We start from the raw sequence: 16,325 nt of genomic DNA, 5'->3' as shown, positions 1-16,325 counted from the left end.
AGGAGTTCGCACATGCGTACTATTTCATCTCTCTCATTGGCAACCTTTGCCAAAATCTTTGACTCGATACCTAACTGGTCTTTAAAACGGTTTAACCGACTCTAGGTTTTAAGCCATCGGTCATTACGACTAAAAAATCATAGCAACAATAAAACCTGAGATAGGCGAGCACACCATTTTTGTGCGGCTTTTGCATGCCTGTTTTTAGCACTCAATTTAAGAATGACGGCATTTCTATCTCTTTTATTTACAACAAGAAATTATTTTAAACGGTATACATGAAAAATTTAGAAGCTTCCTTTCGAGCGACGCGGGCGCTATACACAGCAGCAGAGTTATTTAAACAACATGGCTTTAACAAGGTCGGGGTGGACCGAATTGTTAGTGAGGCCAAAATTACCAAAGCCACCTTTTACAACTACTTTCACTCCAAAGAAAGACTGATTGAAATGTGTTTATTGGTTCAAAAAGAGCAGTTAAAAGAAAAAGTGAGGGCGGTAAGCGAAGCTCGTCAATATCCAGATTTGGTTCATCAGCTCAGGCAAATTTACCTTTTACATGCTGACCTAAAAGGTGCCTATTACCTTTTGTTTAAAGCGATTTTTGAAATTAAAAAGCTTTATCCAAATGCCTATCAAACTGCACTCAGATATAGGCGATGGCTTAAAAATGAAATTTTCTGGGTACTGAGGGAGTCTAAAAAAAGAGCAACATATGAAGAGTCTGATATTTTTGTATTTATGATTGATGGGGCGATTTTTGGACTTTTAGGTTCAGATCAGGCAAAGGACAGAGATACATTGCTTGAGTATTTTTTAAAAAGGGTTTGATGGGGAAGGCCCAACGAGAGTTGGGCTTTTATATTAAAAATTATATTCTTACTATGAATTTCATATTTCTTTATCTTTAATAAAAATTATAGACTTATGTGAAATCAATAATTTTTTTAATATAAATAAAATCCTTTTAAAAAAGAGAAAAAGATCTATGAAATTAAGCGGATTGAATCATTTAACTATTTCCATAGAGAATGTTGATCGTAGTTTTAGTTTTTATAAAGATGTTCTAGGTTTTACTCCCAGAGCCAAGTGGAATAAAGGCGCTTATTTGAGCCTTGGAGAGTTATGGCTTTGTCTATCACTTGATGTGGTGAGTATAACTTCAGACTATACACATTACTGTTTTAGTATTAGTGAAGAGCATATAGATGAATTCCGCCAGAAAATTAAATTGCTGAATATACGGGAATGGAAAAATAATCAAAGCGAAGGAGAATCTATATACTTTTTAGATCCTGATGGGCATAAGTTGGAGGTTCATGTAGGTAATCTATTAAGTCGTTTGGAGAGCTGCAAAAAAAATCCCTATGAAGGAATGGTTTTTTTTGATGAATAATGGTTGAAAATCTATTTTTGATCACAAAATGAATAATAATATAATTACTCAACTATTTTTGCTAATCAATAAAATAAGTGGTAAAAAAAGGAAGTTAATCTCTATTTTTCAATAAAATTTATTAAATATGAACACAAAAATTCCTTGTATTAAATCAAATAAATTAAGTGAACTAAATAATTGTAATGTATGGCTAAAAATGGAATCTTCACAGCCAACAGGTTCTTTTAAGCAAAGAAGTATTGGTAATGCTTGTCAGCAATATGCAAAAAGAGGTGCAAAAAAATTTATTAGTTCTTCTGGGGGGAATGCTGGGATTTCAGCTGCTTACATGGGAAATAAATTAAGTATTCCTGTAACTGTTGTTGTTCCTGAAACAACTTCATCACAAGCCATAAATCTCATGCAGCAAGAAAATGCAGAAGTCATTGTTCATGGGAAATCTTGGGTTGAAGCCAATGATCTCGCTCTAACTTATGTAAATTCAGAAGCTGTATATATTCATCCTTTTGATGACCAATATTTATGGGAGGGTGTTGCTCATATTATTGATGAAGTAATTTCAGACGGTGTAAGACCAGATGCAGTTATTTTATCTGTTGGCGGTGGAAGTTTACTCTCAGGAATTAGCCAAGGTTTAATAAAAAATTTACTTAATATTCCTATCTATGCTGTAGAAACAGAGGGAACAGCTTCTCTAAATACTTCTATCAAGACTGGTCAGCATGCGAAGTTAAATGAAGTAACTGGAATTGCTACAACACTCGCTGCTAAACAAGTATGCGAAAATGCTTTTAAAGTTTCGCAGGTTGAACAGGTTATTAGTTTGACTGTTTCAGATAAAGAAGCTCTAGCAGCTTGTTTTAATTTTTTAGATGATCATAGAACATTAGTTGAGCCAGCTTGTGGTGCGACTTTATCAGCCTTATACAATAAAAAATTATCCTTTTCTCCAACTGATAATATATTAGTTATCGTGTGTGGAGGGGCAACGGTCACTTTGGAACAGCTGTTCAAATATTCGAAAGATTTAGCATTAGAAATATGAAATTTCTAATATATTTTAGAATAGATGCAAAATATTTTTAGTCTTATTCCCCTATAAGTAAAGGTTCTAATGAAGCATAAATTAATATTTATTTTCTCCATTATTCTCATAATTACAGGTTGCGGTAAAAAATATAAGATTACTCCAGAGGACTTGCCAGTTGCCTATATTAATCAAGAATATCAACAAATTATTAAGATTTCTGGTGGAAAAGTTATTGATAAATATGCTGAATTAGAAACAAATATTCCAGAAGCCTTAGGTGTGACAGTTAAACCTGTTAATGATTTAGATGGCTACAATGTTATACAAATCAAAGGCACTCCTAAGCACAAAGGAGAATATAGAATCCATATAAGAGCTGATTTCTATGCAGGTGGTGGTGCTGAAATTGACAAGACATATAGCTTTATTGTCCAAGATTAAAAATTATCGCAGAGTCGGGAAATAGCAAAGTAGAGAAGTTAGTAATGACGGTAAAATTTAGACAATATTTCTTAATTTTTATTTTTGGATTACTACTTTCCGCTTGTCAGCCAACTGCAAAGCATAATGAGAATTTGAGTCTGAATCAGCAAGCCTACACTTTGCATATGGGTGAACAAGGTATTCAAGATTTTTCAAAATATAGTGATGGAAATGTCGATAATCATCCAGCTGGCGTTAGCTTTAGAGAACTTCAATTTTCTCCTCCTAACTTAGGAAAAATAACTATAGAGAATGGTTCTAATACTTTATCGATTGAGCATGTTTTCTGTGTATTAGGAACTCAATATGATAAAAATGAAGGGATCCAAGTTTTAGATATTGATGCTGGCCTCACAAAAGAAGAATTTGCTACCCCAGAGCAGGTTTATCAAAGCTATGTAGCTTTAATGAAACGTATTAATCAGGCTGGTTGGAAAAACTATTTCTTTACAGATGCTCCGCGTATCGCTAAAGAAGATAATATTAAGCATCTATCGAAAAGTCGTGATGTCATTGACCCGAGTTATATTTTTAGCTTTGAGGAGTGGAAAAATATAATAAACAACAGCCCGACAAAATCATTGGGTTATAGGTTGTATGCTAATGGGGTTATTTTAGATATCAGTTTAAAAAGAACAGCTAAGAATGAGCGGAATGAAGAACAATATATGCTTAGATTTAGCTTTCAGGGTGTGCGATACAATGAAAGAGACTCAATTCCTGACTCTGATAAAATGACACCTAGTGAATTCGAGCAAGCGTTTAAAAAAAGATTAATTGAAAATAAAAAATATCGGGAAAAGGAAGAAAGAAAAGCTAAGGCTGAGGGTTATCATATCGATGAAGAATATATAGATCCTGATGTTTGGCCATATGTTAAGTAAATATTATTAAAATAATAAAAAGGCTTAAATTACTTAAATTTAAGCCTTTTAAGTAATTCTATTTTTAGCTTTCACTCAAAACCAGCTTCTTAACCTTAACCGCCTTCTCAAAGTGATCTAACTTATGCAACATAATCCACCAATGCGCTGCTTCCATTAGTAGCTCAGGGTTATCATTCTTATTTTTAAAAAAAGCATAAAAAGACAGACCGACATTGTCTCCCTTCTTTTTAATTTTATCGTCGCATCCCTTAATAAAAATTTCTCTTAATTCATTTCTCATATTTAGTATCACTTCAAGTCTATAAAATTAAGAATTCATATTCCGCTCGCCCCATTGGCACATCATATCTAATAAAGGAATTAAAGACTGTCCTCTTTCTGAAAGACGGTACTCAACCTTAGGCGGAATTTGAGGATATTCCTTACGAATAATAAGCTGGTCTCTTTCTAACTCTTTAAGTGTATTGCTCAGTGTTCTAAACGAAATATTGCCAATACAGCGTTGCATCTCATTAAAACGCATGACATTTTTTTCATACAGCCAATACATAATAATCATTTTATATTTGCCATTAATTAAAGAAAGGGTGTAGCCGAAACCTGTCTCTTCTAATGGCGTATGTGATGGAACGCATTCAGTCATTTTTAAAATCTACACTATCTTTTAGTATAGTATATAACATAAATTACCGTACTTATATTTAGGAAAGTACACTTATATAATCGATTTATCAACTTTTCGATAAGAGTGTTTTCATAATGAAAAAGACATTAGTCATTGTTACCCATCCTCACATAGACCAGTCTGTTGTAAATAAAAGATGGGTAGAGGAACTAGAAAAACATCCAGACCAATTTATGGTTCACCAGATTTATCAAGCCTACCCAGATGGAATGATTGATGTTGCCAAAGAACAAGCACTTGTAGAAGAACACGAAAATTTAGTATTTCAATTTCCAGTGTATTGGTTTAATTGCCCACCGCTTTTGAAACAATGGCTTGATGAAGTTTTGACCTATGGCTGGGCATATGGTTCAACAGGCGACAAACTTAAAAATAAGAAATTTATGTTGGCTGTGTCTGCTGGTGTGAAAGAAAAGGTCTATTCAGAGTATGGTGAATATAAGCTTTCTTTAGAGCAGATTTTTACTCCATTTAAGCTAACAGCTTTATATGTTGGCGCGGACTACCAACCGCTTCATGCATTCTATGGTTTAGATACAAACCCTTCTGAAGACGACGATGTTCCGACTCATCAAGACATCGAAAATAATGCGATTGAGTATGTTCAGAAGTTATTAGCGTTGTCTGAGTAAGTTTAAAGAGGGGAAGGCCTGAACGTGAGGTTTGGGTCTTTTCAAAGTGGAAAATAGTTTTGTTATCTTTCTGATTTTTTAATAAACAGTTTGCAAAAATCAAATTTGTCTATAAGTTGAAAAATACAATAATACGTCTTTGGAAAAATTATGAATATCGCGCCTTTTCCATTTCAAATTACAAACTGGGAAGAAATTGAAGTCACTGAATATAGCGGTGAAACAGGAAAAGCTTATTGGAAAACTCAATTTTTTGGTGAAGAAACAAATAAAATTAGAGTAAGACTTGTTGAGTACTCAGCAAATTACTTAGCTGACCATTGGTGTGAAAAAGGGCACATATTATTTTGCCTAGAAGGCGAGTTAGAAAGTAGATTGAAAGACGGAAGAACATTTACCTTAACGTCAGGTATGAGTTATCAAGTCGGGGATAACTCCGAACCACACCAGTCTTTTAGCCTGAATGGTGCGAAGTTACTTATCGTTGATTAGATTTATTTTTTAAATTAGTTGCTTATATTAAAAAATTAGTTAAGGCTGGCTGAGCTAGATAAAAGATTAAAAATCTTCTGTCTATTAAGATATATCGAGGATTGAATATTTTAAACATCATTCATCTAACAGTCTTATACTTTAATTCAAAAAAAATTATCTGAATTGATAGATTTAGCTCAGATAGAATTTATTAGAATCATTGATCCAGAACTAGCTATCTACTTATAACAGAAGATATCGCTACAAAAGGTCAAGTTTAAAGATAGGAAACCTAAACGAGGGTGGTAATAAGATTATTTAATATTTATGCCTAATAAAAGGAGATCTAAAAACTTTAGATCTCCTTTTGTCATAGAAACAACTTTTCAGACAATTAATCTAAATTGTATTTTGTTTATAAGCAATTTCTATCAATTCAGATTCCTCTTCTTCATTGAGCTTTCTTTGAATTAATTCAATAATTTCATTCAAATCTTGAGCTGCTATAACTTCTGAAACTGAAAGAGACAAGTTGTAATTAAATGAAGAAAACTCAGTTTCAAGCGCACTAATAAATCTAACAGTACCAAGGGAGGCCAAGCCATTATCATTTAAACCAAGATCTCTGCTAACTTCCAAGCCAGCTATATTAGTAGCCGTTTTTAATACGATATTAGCAATATCTAAGGCAGGTTGTTCCTTTAGTTTTTGTTTTCTGGCTATTCCCAAAAGTTTCGAATAAATGTTATGAAGTAAGCTATCAAATGGTTGAACTAACTTTGCAAAGAGAACAACTAAACCTACAAGATAGAAGTACTCATACCATTCTACAGGAACCGGTTCTGGGCTAAACCAATAGAAACTCTTACGATGTTCCCACCAGTTCCACCAATGTCCATGACGTGTAATCGCATAGTACCATTGCCCCACCATTTGATGAAATAGAAAACAAGCATAAGCTGTAGGAGCAAGAAATTGAGATAAAGGGCGTGCTCTTAAAATTCTAGCTGTTAGACCTTTTCCTGTACTAATTGCAAAAATCCATAGGAGAGTTAGAGGTGCAAATGAACGACTATAAATTTCGTCCCAAATTCGATTCGTAATTCCTGGATCAGCATAACTATTTGCCTCTTCAGGTCTCATGAAATAAAAGTCTACAGGAACTTTTGTAATTTCAGGGGTTAAATGAAAATAACCCTGCGAAACATGAGCAGCCGCAACACAAAGAATAATTATAGTAATACTATCTGCAATATAACCCCAAATTTGAGAACGTTTTTGTTCAGTTGGTCTAATTGCATCATATAAAAAAGCGGCTCCGATCCCTAATAAGAAATATATCATCCAGAAAGGCGCGAACAAGTAAAACCCTAGTCCAACAGCATTATCTTTACCAGCTTCTAGTATTTGAGATGCGGAAGGCGTTGTCTTAATTCCCGTAATAGTGTCAAAAGGTCCATATCCCACAAAATCAATAGCATACCCATACCAGAAACCCCATAGGATAATCATATTGATAATTAGTCCAACACCTATGTAAAGTAATATTTTATTTATATTACCTCTATTCTTGTAGAGTGCATTATAGGCCAGTGGAAAAACAACTAGGCACTGGAAATACATGGAGATAAACCATAAATAGAATCCTATAAACCAGCTTGCTCCCCAGAGTGGTGTTGCTTGAAGTCCAGTTAAATAAATTATTAATGATGAAATTACATTACCAGTCCATGAACTTTCTATTAATGGTGTACCTTGACAATATGGAGCCGTGCTATGTAAAGATGCCCAAGAAAAATTAGAAATGAAAGTTGAAGGTTCACAACTAACGAAGAGATTCGCCATTGCAAATATAATTGCCAATACATATAAAGGATACATTACAGCAATTTTTGATTTCACAAACGCGAATTTCTTTTGGATTAAACTAGGCATTAATATAGCTAAGGAAAAACCAGCTAATATAAAGAAACTGTTAACATGCCATTGGAATTGACGTAAATTATTAAAAGCATCCCATGAATTATTAGACCCAAAATGCATGAACATAACATAACATGCGAGAATGAATCTAAATCCTGCTATTGAGTCCCAATCTACCTTAGGTTTATCCGGTGAAATATTTTTAGTTAATATTTCTTTATTTGTATTTAAGCTGGAATTGGCTGGGGATTGGGTTGTAGTAATCTGAAGTGCTTGTGCCATGGAGTTGCGTTTGTATTTCTTGCTATTGGTCATTGGCAAATCTGTTTTGTTTGCGGTAGTCCATATAGAAGGAATTTTATGAATAGCAACTCCCTGTTCAATTAAAAATTTTCTTAATTGACCGGCCCATGTTTTTAAATTTTCCTTATCAAATTTGGGGTCGGAAGAAACAATTACGCAGCCAACTTCTTCTCCATAAATCTCAGAAGGAACGGGGAAGCAGATTGCAAGATCAATACCCGCGTAACCGATTAATTTATCTTCTATTTCACTTGGAGAGATTTGTTCTCCACCTCGTTTAATTAATTCTTTGGAACGACCCTTTAATGTCAAGTTACCGAGATTATCTATTTGTCCCAAATCTCCCGTTAAAAACCAAACCTGTTCTTTAATTGCATTTGGTAACTTCATTAAAAATCTAGAATTTTGATTAGCTTCTAAATTATCCTTGTATCCTGAAAAAACTGTATCTCCTGAAATAGCAATTTCACCAGTAACTCCGTATGGTTGTGGGAGTAGAGTTTCTGAATTAACAATTATTAAAGAAGCGATTAGTGGTACACCAACAGAACCTTCTTGAATATCCCAACTCATTTCGGTTTGGATAGGCTGCGAAATTGGCATTAATTCTGACATGCTATATGTAGGTAGGACAGGACAGTCATAAGTGCGCATTAGTGCAATTCGATCTTCTTCCCTAAGAGCTGCAGCGCCTGAACGTATTAGCCTTAAATTATGTTCAGTCCATATTCCATCTTCATTCAAATACTTTTCATTATTTTGCTTAAGATATTGTAAGGTAGCAACATGAATGGTGGGTACGCTAGAATACCATGTAGGTTGAGGGCTTGATTCTTTTAAAGCTTCAACCATTAATTGTGGATTGTATAGACCGTCACATGTAATTGCAGCACCAACTGATAAACTAGCTAGAATTGAAGCTGATATTCCTCCGATATGATCTAATGGCATCACGCTATAAGTAATATCAAACTCATTAATTCCAATACTATTCGCTAAGATCGTGCTATTTAGAACTAAATCCTTTTGTTTTAGAGGAACAATTTTTGGAGTAGAGGTAGTTCCAGAAGTTCGTAATAATAAACAGTCATTTTCTGCAGATGACAATAAAGGAGGTAAAGATTCAAAATCTTTTAATGAGTTTTTAAATCTAAATAGGCCAGGAGCCTCATTACCTAGTATTTGAACATAGTGGAGTTGTTTACTAAGTTCAGCACAATATTTCTCACAAGCAGTAATCACACTTTTGGCATTTACATTTTCAAAAATTACAATGTGATCTACTTGGAGTTGTTTTAAGGCTTCTAGTGTCTCGTTTTCTGTCATCGTTACAGAAAGAGGGACTGCACATGCCTGAGCTGCTATTGTAAGAAAAGTAACAGCACTTTCAGCACTACCACCTGGAGGGGCTACATAAGCTATAATTTCGTTGTCTTTAACCCCTATTCTTCGAAGATCACCTTCACCCTTTGGGCTAAGAAATGCTAGCATCTGACCATATGTAGTACATAAACTTTGATCATTATTACGTGCATGCCTAAATAATGGCGCAGTAGATGTCCTTTTAAATAGTAAATCTACAATAGTATGTGGCTGATCTTTAGTACTAATATATACTTGAGTTGCTTGGTACTCATCGAAAACTTCTAAAGAGCTAAAGGTGCAAGATGGTCTCAGCATACTGTTCGAACTGTTTTTTGGTACTTTATTTTCAAGCGACTCTTTTATACTTTTTTTAATATGATCCGGTACATTACTATTAATTTCATGTCCACCATCTAAATATATTACTTGACTTATAATACTGCTATTTTCTAGAACAAAATTTTCAGAATAACTTTTTTGAACATCATGTTTTCCGATTAAATAAATAATACTTTGTGTTTTAAAATCATCTTTTCTTTTCGATAGACCTGCTAATCTACGAAGCTCTGAGATTGAGAGAGTAGAACCAACACATGCATAAATTAAATTTTTAAAAGGAAGTTGTGTAGAAATATCAAAAGACAACTCTCTTCCTAAATGACTTTTTACTGCTTCAAGCAAAATGGGATCATTCGGTAGATTGTTGATTAAATCAATAATATAACCGCCTTGACTAAAACCATAACCTATATCAAATGGGCCATATTTTTCAATAACTACTAAAACTTTTATAATAGCTTCACAAATATTTTTTAAAAGAATTTCGCTATTAACTTCATGCCATTGAGCTTTAGGTGGTAACCAAGAATACCATTCTTCATTAATAATATTTGTTAATTCGGATAAACTAACTTCTGGTGTATCCACAGAAATAACACCATTAATATAGGTTATACTATAATTTTCATTAACAATTCCTAAATTTTGAAGTTGAAGCTCCGTAACTAATTTATTACTCCCCATTCCATGAAGAGCTAAAACTTTTTGTTGCACCGGTATTTCTTTATCAAACATTGTAGTTTCCGTTTTTAAAGAGATTTTTATAAAAACAAAAAATTTATAGTTTCATGGGGAAGAAAATCCCCATGAAACTATTATTCTTACTTTTGATAAAGAGCAACGATAGTGCTAGATGCCAAAGAGTGAGCTTTTACCATATAGCCTGTTAATGCTGCTGAAGCATTAGGTGGTAAATCTAGTTTTTCCGAAAGTGCATAAACAGTAAATTGATAGTGATGGATACCATGACCTTTAGGTGGGCAAGCACCACCAAAACCTGTTTGGCCATAATCATTTTTAATTTCAATTACATCTTTATTATTAAAATGTCCTGTACCAGAAGAAACAGAAGTGACTTCTAAAGGGATATTTACTGCCTGCCAGTGCCACCAGCCACTACCTGAAGGAGCATCTGGATCATAAGCCATAATTGCGTAGGCCTTAGTACCACTTGGTGCTCCACTCCATGATAATTGAGGAGATTTATTGCCTCCTTCACAACCAAAACCTTGAAACTCTTGGTCCTTTTTCATAAATTTATTAGCTGTAATATCACTACTTTTGAGCTGAAATTCTGCAGCCGATAAATGTGTGCATGTAATTAAAGGTAAAAGAAAAGCTAGAGCAATTTTATTCATGAGAATCTTGACTCAAAAAAAGGTAAAAAATTCTAATATTTATTGTTATTTAATTTTATCTACAATAAATCACTTTTTAGCTTAAATTAATCAAAATCGCTATTTGTTAGTTAATTAGACAAGTTATAACGTGTTTTTTATAAATTTTTGCTTTAACAAGGACTTCTCTTCTAAATGTACTATACTCTTTTTCTAAGCGGAATTTCATTATGATTGTATTGCCTCTAGTGTATGCCTTGTATAATTTAAAATTATTAAAATCGATCTTATTCTGTAAATAGTAAAAGAATGCCTTGAATATAGTTTCTTTTGCAGAAAATATACATGTTGCTGCTAAAAGATAATCAATCCCTGAGTTTTTAATTATTTTTAACTCTTGATAAGTATAAATTTTATCGTGTAATGCGAAAAAATCTAATTTACTAATGATAGGTTCTATATCAATCCCTAAGAAATTTACATTTTTTGATTGAGTAGCTATACATATTGCAATATTTTCACTGTGTGTTATTGAACCTATTATATTTAATGGGAAAATTGGTTCTTTGAATTTTCCTATTTCGACTTTTTGATAGAAGTAATCTTTCCTTATGGCAGATAATACTAACTGTGAAGCATAACGTCCTGCTAAAAATTCACTTTTTCTTTTTACTGTACATGGACTTAAACTATCAGGAAAAAAAATTGACATTTGATTAAACATTTGAATGTCAAATTCTTTAAATTCAAACTCACAATAGCCCATATATAAATTTAAATTCTGATTATAAAAAACCTTGTGTTTTTTTATAAAATAATTGGGAAGCGAACGATTACTATAGAAATTTAAGAAATTATTTAACACTATAAAATCATATCTTTATATTAAGTTTAGGGATAGCTGACCTATCCCTAAAATATTAATGTGCTAGGTCCTTTATTTCTTTAACTAACTTTGTAATACCTTGATATATATCTTTTAAGCTAGCTTTATCATCCATATAGGCAGGAGTAGTAACAAATAAATTTTGTTTATCTACTACACAGTCTGAGGTTTGACAGACATGGTGAATCGAGCCTGTTTTTTCAATTTCTTTAGCAATATTATCGTCAGAACCTAACGTAATATTTGGGTGTAAGTCTCCAAATGTAAGCGCCAAGAGCGCAGGAGAAATACATACTGCTCCGATAGGTTTCTTACTTTGGTGGAACGCTTTTAAAATTGAATTAATTTCAGAGTGTACACTTGCCTCTGCCCCTTTAAAGGCAAAAGTTGATAAATTTTTTGCGACTCCAAACCCACCCGGAAGTAAAAGACCGTCAAATTCACTTTTATCAAGTTTATCGAGTGATGAAATTTCACCACGGGCAATTCTTGCCGCTTCTTGTAAAATATTTCTGCTTTCAGCAGTATTTACTTCACCCTTTACATGATTCACAACATGAAACAAAGGTTCATCGGGTGCAAAAATTTGATATTCAATATTTGCTGCATCTAAAGCTAAGAGGGTTAAAACAGATTCTCTAATTTCAGAACCATCTAAATAACCACAACCCGATAAAATTACTGCTACTTTTTTCATCTACTTTCTTAAGAACCTTTTTTTAAGTGTGCAAAAGATCTTAAGTTTTCTTCCTGAAAAATTTTATACGCAGAATTGCCATAAATTCGCCTTAAGTGAGCATTTTGGTTTTACGTAGCTCACGAGGGGTAAGCCCAAACAAACTTTTAAATTGTTCTGTAAATCTAGATTGAGATTGATAGCCACATTGAAATGCAATGTCTCCAATACTTGTATTAGAGGTTTGAATTAGATGTAGGCCATATCCTAACCTCACTCTATTTCGGATGGCTTGAATACTATTTCCTTCGTTTTTAAGTTTTCTTCTTAGAGTGGAAGAGCTCATAAAAAGCTGAGAGGCAATGAATTCAACTGTTAATTCTGTAGATAAATGATCAGAAATTAATGACTGAACCTTCTCAGTTAAACTTGTATTTTTATTCATATTGGAAATATCCGTATAACCTGAATAATAAATAAGTTCTAAAAGCTCTCTTTTTCTAAACTTAAATGCAGAAGATGGGGCAATTGATGAGAAGTCTATAAATTGATGTAAAGCACTTTCTAAAAGAGGATTAAGTTGACCTTGAACATAATTTTTAGGGTTTCCTGAAGTCTTAGGAAGTTCATTAAAGTCTTCAAATTCAAAATCTATGAGAAGAGCATAATATTCCTCTTGATTTGGAATATTACGCATATCAATGCTTGAGCTATTAGAAAGAAATATAAAAGAACCTGAAAAACATTCTATATCACCTCTACTACCAAGTTCTTTTACACCCTTTAAAATCACTATAAGTAAAGGTTTTGCAATAGGAACATTTTTAATTCTTTGTTCTTGATAAGCAGAATAAATGGAAAAAGGTAATTTTACATAAGAATGATAGTTAATAGCTTTCTTAGTTGATGAAATCAGGTTATCCATAATAAATTATATACGCATTAAACATAATTTGTAGACAGATAAGCAGGGGGATAGAAAATGTTCTTATAATTATAATATATTTTATTTTAATATGAAACTAATAGATGAGGTAAAATAAAATTATTGTATATAAAAAAGCCTAAACCCATTAGGTTTAAGCCTCTTTAAATTTCAATTCTGGCGGTGAGAGAGGGATTCGAACCCTCGATACGCGCAAACGTATACACACTTTCCAGGCGTGCTCCTTAAGCCACTCGGACACCTCACCAAGGCGTGCGATAGTAACTAAAAAAACGAGTCCTGCCAAGATTTAAGACGAGCATTACAGAAAAAAAATAATAGAGGTGATAAGATTGCGCTAAAAATCATATTGGTTTAATTACACAATGCAAAATACGGCCAAAAAAGCGACCTTGCCTGCCACGGCTTTGGCAGCTCTTGGAGTGGTCTTTGGAGATATCGGAACAAGTCCGCTCTATGCCTTGAAAGAGTCCTTCCATGCAGCGCATGGGTTGGGAATTCAGCCTGAAAACGTATTAGGAATTTTATCTATTATTTTTTGGTGCTTAATGCTGATCATCAGCATCAAGTATGTCGCGATTGTCATGCGTGCAGACAACAATGGCGAAGGCGGGATCATGGCCTTACTCGCATTGAACTTACGTAAAGCCAAAATTGCCGACAACAAAAAAATCTACATGATTGCCATTGGATTTATCGGTGCATCGCTGTTTTTTGGTGACGGTATTATTACCCCAGCCATTTCGGTATTGTCAGCTGTTGAAGGCCTGTCTATTGCAACCGATGTGTTTGACCCATTCATCATGCCGATTGCGATTACCATTATCATCTCTTTGTTTTTAGTGCAAAAACACGGTACGGCCTTTGTCGGTAAGTTTTTTGGCCCGATCACGATGGTATGGTTCTTATCTTTAGGATTATTAGGTCTTCATAGCGTCATTCAGACCCCTGTGGTGTTAGGCATGTTTAGTCCGCACTGGGCCATTCAGTTTATCTATCACCATCCAATCATGACATTCTTTGTGATGGGTGCTGTAGTGTTAACGGTAACTGGTGGTGAAGCACTTTATGCCGATATGGGCCATTTCGGACCAGTGCCGATTCGTATGGCTTGGTTCTTTGTAGTGTTGCCGTGTTTGGTTTTAAACTACGCAGGACAGGGCGCATTATTACTCAGAGACCCAGCGGCAATTGAAAACCCGTTCTATTTATTGGTTCCGCAATGGGCACTTTACCCAATGATTATTATGGCGACCATGGCAACGGTAATTGCCTCTCAAGCTGTAATTTCTGGGGTGTTTTCTCTTGCACGCCAAGCGATTCAATTGGGTTATTTACCACGTTTAAGTATTAAACATACTTCTGAATCTGAAGAAGGCCAGATTTATATTCCTTTCTTAAACTGGTTACTTTTAATCGCAATTATTATCCTAATTTTGATCTTCAAAAGCAGTTCGAACCTTGCAAGTGCGTATGGTTTAGCTGTGACCTTGACCATGCTCTGTGACACGATTTTGGTTGCCGTATTTATCTACTCGGCTTGGAAGTGGAGCTTGCCAAAAGTGCTGCTCCTGATTATTCCGTTCTTTGTTTTAGAGTCGGTATTGGTCGGTGCAACTTCACTTAAAATCTTGTCAGGCGGTTGGGTGCCGTTACTCATTGGTGCGATTGCTGTGACCATCTTAATGACATGGAAACGTGGTCGTGAGCTTACTTTTGCTAAGCTTGAACATGACACTTTGGCTCTAGATTTGTTTGTGAAAAGTATTGGTAATAGCGTGCACTGGGTGCCGGGTGATGCAGTCTTTATGACAGGTACACCGAACGTTGTGCCACATGCCATGCTGCATAACATCAAGCACAACAAGGTACTGCATCAGCGTAATATCTTGGTCACTGTAGTGATTGAAGATGTACCATTTGTTGCGCCAGAAGAGCGTATTACGACAGAAACTTTAGCTGAACATTTCTTCCGTATTAAAATCTTCTACGGTTTTAAAGATGAAATGAATGTACCAAAAGCACTGATGCAAGCCTATGAGCAGCTCGGTCTTGAATATGACTTGATGCACATCAGCTTCTTTATTTCCCGTGATCGTATTGTTCATTCGGTGGGCGATGGTATGTCTCCATGGAGAGAAAAACTGTTTATCTCTATGCAGCGTAATACCAGTCCGGTGAGTGACTTCTACCAGATTCCAACCAACCGTGTGGTTGAGTTAGGTAGTCAAATCGAAATATAAAAATTGATGTAATAAAAAAACCAAGACATCAGTCTTGGTTTTTTTATGGCTCGGATTATTGAGCTTGTTGCATAGGTGCATCTGCTGGTAAAGCACCGTCTTTTGCCATCGGGTCTGCCGACTGACTTGGATCTGCCGGAGGCGGTGGAGTATTCGGATCTTGTGGCGCTGGAGGCGCTTGGTTCGGTGCAGGTGGTACTGCATCAGTTGGTGCTGCTGGTGGCGCCATTTCACCGCCTGCTGGAGGCGCTGGTGGAACGTCCGCAGGAATAGGAGCACCTGTAGGCGCTGCATTTGTTGGTGCAGCAGAAACTTGCTGTACTTGTCCGCTATTGACTAAATCGCTAATAGAGCCTGGTTGGCCATTTACGGTTGTGGTTACTTTTACTTTAGACAAACTTTCTAAAGTATCTCCTGGCTGGACTGCTGGCTCAGCCAAAGCGGCCATACTACATAATCCCGTGATTACGCCAATACCAATAATCTTTGAATGGATCATTAAGTGGACTCCGATTATATTTTTATCCAAATTTGTGGAGCTAACCATGTCATAAGCAATCAGTGTTTTTCAACGAAAGATACGCAATTGGCGCAATTCAATAGCCAAAGGCTCTCATAATTCCAACAGATTGTTACGTAATGGGTAATGGAGTTACAAAAAAGATGACCATGTTTTAACCATTTGAAAGATAAGAGATATACTTAAAAAAGCAGGATT

16 protein-coding genes and 1 tRNA gene are annotated in these 16,325 nt (G+C 34.8%); 8 read left to right on the top strand and 9 right to left on the bottom strand.

From position 1 onward, the window contains the following. Window positions 1-278 precede the first annotated feature (278 nt). The 5 genes from J536_RS18875 to J536_RS18855 all read left to right on the top strand — a co-directional run bounded on the left by J536_RS18875 (window position 279) and on the right by J536_RS18855 (window position 3,795). Window positions 279-830 (top strand): TetR/AcrR family transcriptional regulator, encoded by a 552-nt coding sequence (locus J536_RS18875; protein WP_032038655.1) that lies wholly within the window; start codon window positions 279-281, stop codon window positions 828-830. Between the two features lie 157 nt (window positions 831-987). Continuing rightward, entirely contained in the window at window positions 988-1,395 is a 408-nt protein-coding gene (fosLL, locus tag J536_RS18870) for a fosfomycin resistance glutathione transferase FosLL (RefSeq protein WP_032063602.1), read from the top strand. Window positions 1,396-1,522: 127 nt separating this feature from the next. Beyond that, entirely contained in the window at window positions 1,523-2,443 is a 921-nt protein-coding gene (locus J536_RS18865; protein ID WP_032063601.1) for a pyridoxal-phosphate dependent enzyme, read from the top strand. 69 nt (window positions 2,444-2,512) lie between these two features. Next, window positions 2,513-2,869, top strand: a complete 357-nt coding sequence (locus J536_RS18860; RefSeq protein WP_032063600.1) for a hypothetical protein — start codon at window positions 2,513-2,515, stop codon at window positions 2,867-2,869. A 44-nt stretch (window positions 2,870-2,913) separates the two neighbouring features. Further along, complete coding sequence (locus J536_RS18855; RefSeq protein WP_032063599.1) at window positions 2,914-3,795, top strand: hypothetical protein; 882 nt, start codon at window positions 2,914-2,916, stop codon at window positions 3,793-3,795. Between the two features lie 64 nt (window positions 3,796-3,859). Here the strand turns inward: J536_RS18855 and J536_RS18850 are convergent, their stop codons facing one another. Together J536_RS18850 and J536_RS18845 are read right to left on the bottom strand one after the other, a co-directional pair. Further along, the gene (locus J536_RS18850) at window positions 3,860-4,078 is read right to left on the bottom strand and encodes a DUF6500 family protein (RefSeq protein ID WP_032063598.1); all 219 of its coding nucleotides are present in this window, start codon (window positions 4,076-4,078) and stop codon (window positions 3,860-3,862) included. 27 nt (window positions 4,079-4,105) lie between these two features. Continuing rightward, the gene (locus J536_RS18845; protein WP_032038666.1) at window positions 4,106-4,441 is read right to left on the bottom strand and encodes a winged helix-turn-helix transcriptional regulator; all 336 of its coding nucleotides are present in this window, start codon (window positions 4,439-4,441) and stop codon (window positions 4,106-4,108) included. A gap of 116 nt (window positions 4,442-4,557) precedes the next feature. Between J536_RS18845 and J536_RS18840 the strand changes: the two genes are divergently transcribed. Both J536_RS18840 and J536_RS18835 read left to right on the top strand, forming a co-directional pair. Continuing rightward, the gene (locus J536_RS18840) at window positions 4,558-5,115 is read left to right on the top strand and encodes an NAD(P)H-dependent oxidoreductase (RefSeq protein ID WP_032057200.1); all 558 of its coding nucleotides are present in this window, start codon (window positions 4,558-4,560) and stop codon (window positions 5,113-5,115) included. A 150-nt stretch (window positions 5,116-5,265) separates the two neighbouring features. Beyond that, entirely contained in the window at window positions 5,266-5,607 is a 342-nt protein-coding gene (locus J536_RS18835; protein ID WP_001017481.1) for a DHCW motif cupin fold protein, read from the top strand. Window positions 5,608-5,988: 381 nt separating this feature from the next. Here the strand turns inward: J536_RS18835 and J536_RS18830 are convergent, their stop codons facing one another. From J536_RS18830 to J536_RS18805, 6 genes are all read right to left on the bottom strand, one after another. Then, window positions 5,989-10,254 carry an AMP-binding protein gene (locus J536_RS18830; RefSeq protein WP_032057202.1) on the bottom strand — a complete coding sequence of 1,422 codons (4,266 nt, stop codon included), beginning with the start codon at window positions 10,252-10,254 and terminating at the stop codon, window positions 5,989-5,991. A gap of 86 nt (window positions 10,255-10,340) precedes the next feature. Continuing rightward, window positions 10,341-10,877, bottom strand: a complete 537-nt coding sequence (locus J536_RS18825) for a YbhB/YbcL family Raf kinase inhibitor-like protein (RefSeq protein ID WP_017481767.1) — start codon at window positions 10,875-10,877, stop codon at window positions 10,341-10,343. 106 nt (window positions 10,878-10,983) lie between these two features. Further along, window positions 10,984-11,721 carry a 4'-phosphopantetheinyl transferase family protein gene (locus J536_RS18820; protein WP_228130718.1) on the bottom strand — a complete coding sequence of 246 codons (738 nt, stop codon included), beginning with the start codon at window positions 11,719-11,721 and terminating at the stop codon, window positions 10,984-10,986. A gap of 55 nt (window positions 11,722-11,776) precedes the next feature. Continuing rightward, window positions 11,777-12,439: an isoprenoid biosynthesis glyoxalase ElbB gene (elbB, locus tag J536_RS18815; protein WP_017481765.1), complete on the bottom strand. Its 663-nt coding sequence runs from the start codon at window positions 12,437-12,439 to the stop codon at window positions 11,777-11,779. Window positions 12,440-12,530: 91 nt separating this feature from the next. Continuing rightward, window positions 12,531-13,343 carry a helix-turn-helix transcriptional regulator gene (locus J536_RS18810; protein ID WP_032057204.1) on the bottom strand — a complete coding sequence of 271 codons (813 nt, stop codon included), beginning with the start codon at window positions 13,341-13,343 and terminating at the stop codon, window positions 12,531-12,533. Window positions 13,344-13,521: 178 nt separating this feature from the next. After that, window positions 13,522-13,611, bottom strand: a tRNA-Ser gene (locus tag J536_RS18805). Window positions 13,612-13,729: 118 nt separating this feature from the next. On the opposite strand from J536_RS18805, the gene J536_RS18800 reads away from it, so the two are divergent. Further along, window positions 13,730-15,607 (top strand): potassium transporter Kup, encoded by a 1,878-nt coding sequence (locus J536_RS18800; protein ID WP_002117080.1) that lies wholly within the window; start codon window positions 13,730-13,732, stop codon window positions 15,605-15,607. Window positions 15,608-15,662: 55 nt separating this feature from the next. Here J536_RS18800 and J536_RS18795 read toward each other — a convergent pair whose 3' ends face one another. Continuing rightward, window positions 15,663-16,106: a hypothetical protein gene (locus J536_RS18795; protein WP_005066985.1), complete on the bottom strand. Its 444-nt coding sequence runs from the start codon at window positions 16,104-16,106 to the stop codon at window positions 15,663-15,665. Between the last annotated feature and the right edge of the window lie 219 nt (window positions 16,107-16,325).

The organism is Acinetobacter sp. 809848 (assembly GCF_000581275.1).
Classification (GTDB): Bacteria; Pseudomonadota; Gammaproteobacteria; order Pseudomonadales; family Moraxellaceae; genus Acinetobacter; species Acinetobacter pittii.
The sequence above is the reverse complement of the archived record's forward strand: the minus strand, read 5'-3'. Positions and strand labels throughout refer to the sequence as shown.